Origin of the sequence: Roseibium sp. (assembly GCF_025698965.1) — a bacterium.
Lineage (GTDB): Bacteria > Pseudomonadota > Alphaproteobacteria > Rhizobiales > Stappiaceae > Roseibium.
Genome location: NZ_JAILWL010000382.1, coordinates 1 through 6,491, shown reverse-complemented (window position 1 = coordinate 6,491; position 6,491 = coordinate 1). Strand labels below are relative to the sequence as shown.

Sequence of the window (6,491 nt, the reverse complement as noted above, 5' to 3'; positions counted from 1 at the left end):
GTCAAGCAGAATGCGAACAGCTGAAATGCTCCAGGCCACAACGAAGTAGAAAATTGCAACGAAGTGCCAGACATTCGCCAGCACTCTGCGCCAAACAGGAGCCTCTGTGCCGAGCTCTCCTCGGATCAGGCGAGCAATCACCTTCCGGTAAACAACCGAAATTCCGATTAGGATGAGCATCGACAATGCCGACGCTGCAATGAGCGCGATCTTGTGGGCGTCTTCAGACAGACCAAGTCGCTCCATCCAGAGGCAGAACGCAATGGCCGCGAGCGACACGCCGCTTCCCAGAAGCAGCGCCCGGTAAAGACCGCCCGCTTCCTGGTTCGTCAGTTTCAGCAATCGATGGCTACCTGCATCAGGTGCCAGAAGATTCATAAAGACGATCCGCAGACACATGAATACGGAAACGACGCCCAGCACAACCATGGCCGTTTCGTTGGCCGCCTCAAGGCCGGTGCCGATCGTGAGATAAACAAGAACCGCCACGACGAAGAAAAGGACCACGCCGACAATCATCAGCAACGCACGCAGAAAAAGGTAGATGATCTTGTCGGATCGCGAATAGACATCCGCACGATACATGGAAACAAACTGGCGGCGTCCCCAGCGCGCCAGAAGCGAAGACGCCAAAAGTCCCAGCGCCACTGCAATGGCAATATCGATCAGGGCGGCAGGGATCCAGCGAAGCCCCCGCTCCTCGCCTTCGGCCTGTAAGGTCGAAAGCATCGTGTCATGTATTGTTGGAATTTCCTTCAGGATGGATTTGAAGACATCCCGGGCGGCAACCGCCTCATCGACAAACTCGTCGACATCCTGCAAAAGCCCAGTCCCCTCGGCTTCGTCGGCTTCGGGATCCCTGTTGGCGTCTTCTTCATCGTCGGTGACCTGAGCATCTGTTTCCGTTTTCTCAGCCTCGTCCGACTTTGTCATGCTTGAGATGACACCCGTGATGCCTTGGGCATGCGCTGGTAAAGTGCCCACCGTCATAGAAAAGCCGACAATCAGCAAACAGGTCAGAATAAGAACCGTAATTCGCGATGAAATCGCGTCTAAATCAATGGAAAAGAAAAAATAGTTTCGAGCGCGCATGTTAGCCTCGTAATGAATCGCAGTGTTTTTCTGCCTTTCTGTTAAGCACGGTTCCGCTTCTATTGAAAGAAATCGGCTGGAAAACCTAAAAAAACAGCCCGATCCGAAGATCGAGCTGGTTGCAAGTTGCCTCAAAAGGTACGCGTCAGTTCAGTACAGGGGCATTCCAGTGCGCCATCCTCCGTTTCGCTTCTGCAATCGTCATGCGTTCGAACAAGGACATAGCATTGCTGCGAACATCGGGTGTCAGACGGTGACGCCACGGACCGATTGCCAGCAGCGATCCGATCGTGATGGAAGAAAAGCCGGAGGCCTTCGCCAGAATCAGGAAGGGTTCAGGGTTTGGCCGAACCATCCAATGGCTGACCTCTTCAACTCCGCAACGAACGAGCCAGGCAAACGTGGCGACCGCCTCGGCAAACCGGTCTTCCGAAGCAAAGCGGCGCAGTGCAGCTTCGTTGACCATGCCACGTTTTGCCAACAGCAGAACCCGGCTGCGTGCCGTCTCGAAGTCGTAACGACCCAACCAGTACTGGTTCGACATGCGCTGAGCAGCGATATCGGCGGCTTCATCCAGTTGTTCCGCTTCGCCGCTGCGCCCGCTTGCATGCAGTCTCTTGCGAACCTCTTCGCTTGCCACTGCAACAAGGCTGGCTATATGGGTTTCTGCAAGATCACCCCGCTCGCTCAATGACAATTGCAAAGTTGCATCCGAAGCAGCATCGCTGATCAGGGCCATGATGGATTCATCTGACAGGACCGCTCCATCATTGCTGGCTATTTTGCGTTTGACCTTGAGATCACCTTCCCGGACAAGAGCGCTGGTGACATCCTCAGAGAGAACCTCACGTTGGGCAATGGCGAAACAATGCGTATTGCCTCGTTTTTCCGCGATCTTTATCAGGTCGGTGTCTCGCAGAACGCTTGACCGCACGAGGATCGGTTCCGCAACTTCGATGTCATCATCGGCTAGACGGCGGATCGTCTCCTCTGGTCCTCTGCGCAGGCTGGACATCTGTTCGGCCACATAGCGACGAACTTCCGCTTCAACCATGTCAACCAGACGCAACAGGACGGAATCATAAATATCAACCTGCTCATCAGAGCAGCGGTCGGATGTCAGTGCGAACAGGGTCGCGACGTGCCGCGCCAGTTCCGCCCGCCGGGCGCTGCCAGCTTCCCCGGTCAGCTCCGAAAAGTTCACCAGTTCTGTTTTCAACGCTTCTGTCATGCTTCGATACCAATACTCAAATTGTGCCTGTCCGGCGTTGGTACCGAAGATGGAGCCAAGATTTAAAAAAGAGCAAAACGCGAATTTGGAGAATGTAATTGTCTTTTCGGCAAACTTTCCGACAATTCTAACTACATCGTATCGACTTTCGACAAGCAACTGAAAAACCTAGATTTTTCAAAAATACTCCAAGCCCGTCTCAGCTATTTTGCCAACTGTAAATCTCAAAAATTTTTCGCAAAAAAATTCCGTGTCCCTGTTTAATTTTCCTTTTGGAGAGCGGTTTTCCCGAAATCCGTTAAAGGATTCCAATGTCTGTCCAACCCCTTGCGCAAGTCTGAAGAGTTAGGTTTCAGGGGCGCGCACCGGTTATCTCCCGACCGATTGTCACCGGAATTTCTCCTTAGAAATCGCTCTTGCCTGCTACAAGAAAACAATCCCGCACATAAGAGATTTCGTCGGCACGAGAAATTTAAAAAGAAATTACTTTCCTTATTGATTTCCCAAACTGCAAACCCAGATAAAGAAAGCAATATCTTTCTTTATCGGAGCAAGCCATGACCATCCACCCGCCTTCGATACCGCCTGTGCGCCGGCATGCCTCCCCCGCATTCCAGCTGCTTCACACGACGTTGACCTCAGTTATGGCTTGGCGAATGCCTCGCAGGAGGAAACGACCGCTTTCTGAAATTCCCTATGATCTTCGGTCAGATGTTTTACCCGATACCCGACTTCAGCACCGCGGAGAATTTCCGCAAAAACCTTATATCAGCGGCCAATGGAGTGATCCGAATTCCAATTTCTATCGCTGATCCTAGTGGAACAAAAAAACCGGTGCCGCAAAGCACCGGTTTCAATCCTCACCGAATGTAGTTGCCCTTATTCAGCAGCTTGCATGAACACTTTGACAGATTGATCGTCATCATTGCCGCCGCTATCTGTTTTGTTCAATTGTTCAAGCAGCAACTCACGTTTTTCAGCGGCCTTTTCCAGGTTTGCGTCTTTCACGGGGCCAAATCCGCGAACCAGATCCGGTACCCGAGCCAACTCGACCAGAAGTCCGTAGGGACCATGGGAGAGCTTATTCAGGATTTCGGCAATGTCCTGCTCATATTGAGCGATAAGTGCACGTTCTGCCTTACGCTCGGCTGTCCGGCCAAATGGATCATACCATTTGCCCCGCGCCCCCTTGAACCTGGCCAGCAGATCAAACGCCTTGAAGATCCAGGGACCGAAGGCAATCTTTTCCGGACGCCCGGTCTTGGGATCCTTGCGGTGTGCAAGGAAGGGAGGCGCAAGATGAACCTTCAGCTTTTTCGGATTTTCGAAACGTTGGGAAATCTTGTCCCGGAATGCCGGATCGGAATAAAGCCGCGCGACTTCGTATTCATCCTTGTAGGCCATGACCTTGTAGAGGAGATCAGCAACGGTCTGTGTCAAACGAAGCGTGCCCGGCCCGTATGTCTCGTCAGCGGCTTTGACTTTTGCCACAAGATCTGAGTACCGAGCGGCATAAGCTGCATCCTGATAGGCTGTCAGCTCCTTCGTGTTGAAGGCAATTTTCTCATCCAGACTGAATTCCCGTGGCTTCAATTCCGACGGAATGGCATTCAGCAATTTCGCTGGGTCGGCAGATAGCACACGCCCGGCAACGAAGGCCTTGATGTTGTTGGCAACTGCGGCTCCGTTCAGTTCCAGCGCCGTTTCAATTGCATGATCGGAAATCGGCAGAGCACCGCCCTGATAAGCCATCCCGACAAGAAGCATGTTGGCGTAGATCGCGTCACCAAGGAGTTTTTCCGCAATATCCGCCGCATTCATGGCGAGATAAGTACCCGATGCTTCCCGCAGGGCGGTATCCATGCGTTTTTCATCGAATGACAAGGTCTGCTTCAGAACAAACTCCGCCGTCGGCGCAACCTTGGTATTTGCAACCGTCAACGTGTGACCGCGATGGGCCAGCGCCAGCTGATCCGCATTGGTCGCCACGACCATGTCGCTGGCGATCAGAAGATCAAGGCTCGCAGCCGGCACCCGCGGCCCCTCGATAGATCTGTCGCTTGCCGCAAACCGCACATGCGAGGTCACAGGTCCTCCCTTTTGGGCGAGACCGGTCATATCAAGCGTCGATGCCTGTTTTCCGTCCACGTGAGCGGCCATAGCAAGTACGGCGCTGATGGTCGTTACCCCCATACCGCCGATCCCGGCGATCAGGGCATTCTGCGTCCGTTCAAGGGAAGGCAGCACGGGTTGCGGCAGATCTTCCACAAGAACGTCGATATTGACGTCTGCCTTTTTCGGCTTCTTGAGCGCAGCTCCATCGATTTCGACAAAGGAAGGACAGAAACCCTTGATGCAGGAAAAGTCCTTGTTGCAGCTCGACTGGTTGATGACGCGCTTTTCGCCAAAAGGTGTCTTGAGCGGCTCGACCGAGAGACAATTCGACTGAACCGAGCAGTCGCCACAGCCTTCGCAGACCCGATCATTGATGAACAACCGCTTGTCCGGATCAGGAAACTGACCGCGCTTACGGCGACGGCGTTTCTCCGCAGCACAAGTCTGATCGTAAACAATGACCGACACTCCCGGGAAGGACTGCAACTCTTTTTGCACATCCATCAGTTCGTCCCGGTGATAAACTTTCGTACCCTGTGCAATTGGCGTCCAGGATCCAAAATTCTCCGGATTTTCAGAGACCACGGCGATCCGCTCCACGCCCTCGGCTTCAAGCTGACGGGTGATCTGCGGCACGGTGAGCTGACCATCGACCTTCTGACCGCCGGTCATCGCAACCGCATCGTTGAAGAGGATCTTGTAGGTGATCGGCACATTGGAGGCGAGCGCTTGCCGGATCGCCAGTATGCCGGAATGGAAATAAGTGCCATCGCCTACGTTGGCAAAGACATGACTGTCGCCGGAAAAAGGCTGCTGTCCGACCCACAAAACGCCTTCACCGCCCATGGCGATCTGTCCCTCGGTCGTCCGGCCTGCCATTTCCGTCATGGCGTGACAGCCAATGCCCGGCATGGAACGAGAGCCTTCCGGCGTATTTGTCGAAGTCGAATGCGGGCATCCTGAGCAGAAATACGGGATGCGGGTTGCCCGCTCCGCATGACCTTGTGCCCACATTGCCTGTTTTGTCATGCGGGCTGCCACGGCACGCATTTCTTCAGAAACCGCCTCCTGCGGCAACCAGGTCATCAGGCCTTCGATAATTTCCGCGACAGACACTTCAAGCACATCTGAAAGGAACGGTGCGCCGTTGGGGCGGCGCTTGCCCCAGATTTCCGGCCGGCTCATTTCCGGCCAGTGATAGGATATGTCCTTGATTTGAGGTTCCATGAATGCCCGCTTGTGCTCCACCACAAGAAGACGCTCCGCACCACGGGCGAAGTCACGCAGGCCAAGTGGCTCGATGGGCCAGGTCATGGCAACCTTGTAAACCGCAAGCCCCAGCGCCTTGGCTCTTTCCTCGGTGATCCCCATCAGGTCAAGCGCCTGCAACAGATCCCGATACGCCTTGCCTGATGCGACAATGCCAAGTTTCACGCGGCGGCGCGTGCCGAAAGTCACCCGGTCCAGGCCGTTCGTCCGGACATAGTTCTGCGTTGCCGGTATACGAAGGTCGCGAACCAGTCGTTCGGTCTCAAGGCGATTGCCAAGCAGAAGGTCACGATTTTGCCGGTAGTCCTTGCGCGGGTCGCCATCCAGCGGCCGCACCAGACGCAAGCGATCGGGCGAAACATTGATCGTCGCGGATGCGTCCATCGTATCGGCAATACAGATCAGCGCGGACCACAGGCCGGTAAAGCGGGACATTTCCAGGCCGTGAAGACCGAAGTCCAGTACATCCTGAATGTCGGCTGGATTGAGCACCGGAATTTCCGCATGCTCAAAAAAGAACTCACTTTGTGCCGGGAGAATAGAGGATTTGGCGAGATGGTCATCGCCTGCGAGAGCCAACACACCGCCATTGCGATCGGTGCCTGAAGCATTTGCCTGCCGCAGGACATCCCCTGCCCGGTCAACACCCGGTGCCTTGCCGTACCAGATCCCGAAGACGCCGTCATAATCGGTTGCCCGTCCAGTACCGCCCTCACCACGCAATTTCTGACTTCCCCAAACCGCGGTCGCGCCAAGTTCTTCGTTCACGCCGGGCTTGAAAACG

Annotated in this window: 2 protein-coding genes and 1 pseudogene; all 3 read right to left on the bottom strand. The window is 54.6% G+C overall.

The window, feature by feature from the left end; all coding sequences use genetic code 11:
• Window positions 1–1,092 (bottom strand): annotated as a pseudogene (locus K5905_RS24520) (mechanosensitive ion channel protein); the annotation flags it as partial.
• Between the two features lie 145 nt (window positions 1,093–1,237).
• On the bottom strand, window positions 1,238–2,323 hold the full coding sequence (locus K5905_RS24515; RefSeq protein WP_297588941.1) for a DUF2336 domain-containing protein: 1,086 nt from the start codon (window positions 2,321–2,323) through the stop codon (window positions 1,238–1,240).
• Window positions 2,324–3,202: 879 nt separating this feature from the next.
• Window positions 3,203–6,491 (bottom strand): indolepyruvate ferredoxin oxidoreductase family protein (locus tag K5905_RS24510; protein ID WP_297588938.1); only part of this gene is annotated, 3,289 nt, incomplete at its 5' end.

What these genes read in the sequence shown, in the direction of transcription:
- K5905_RS24515 (WP_297588941.1), bottom strand. Translation starts at nt 2,323, where the DNA reads ATGACAGAAGCGTTGAAAACAGAACTGGTGAACTTTTCGGAGCTGACC.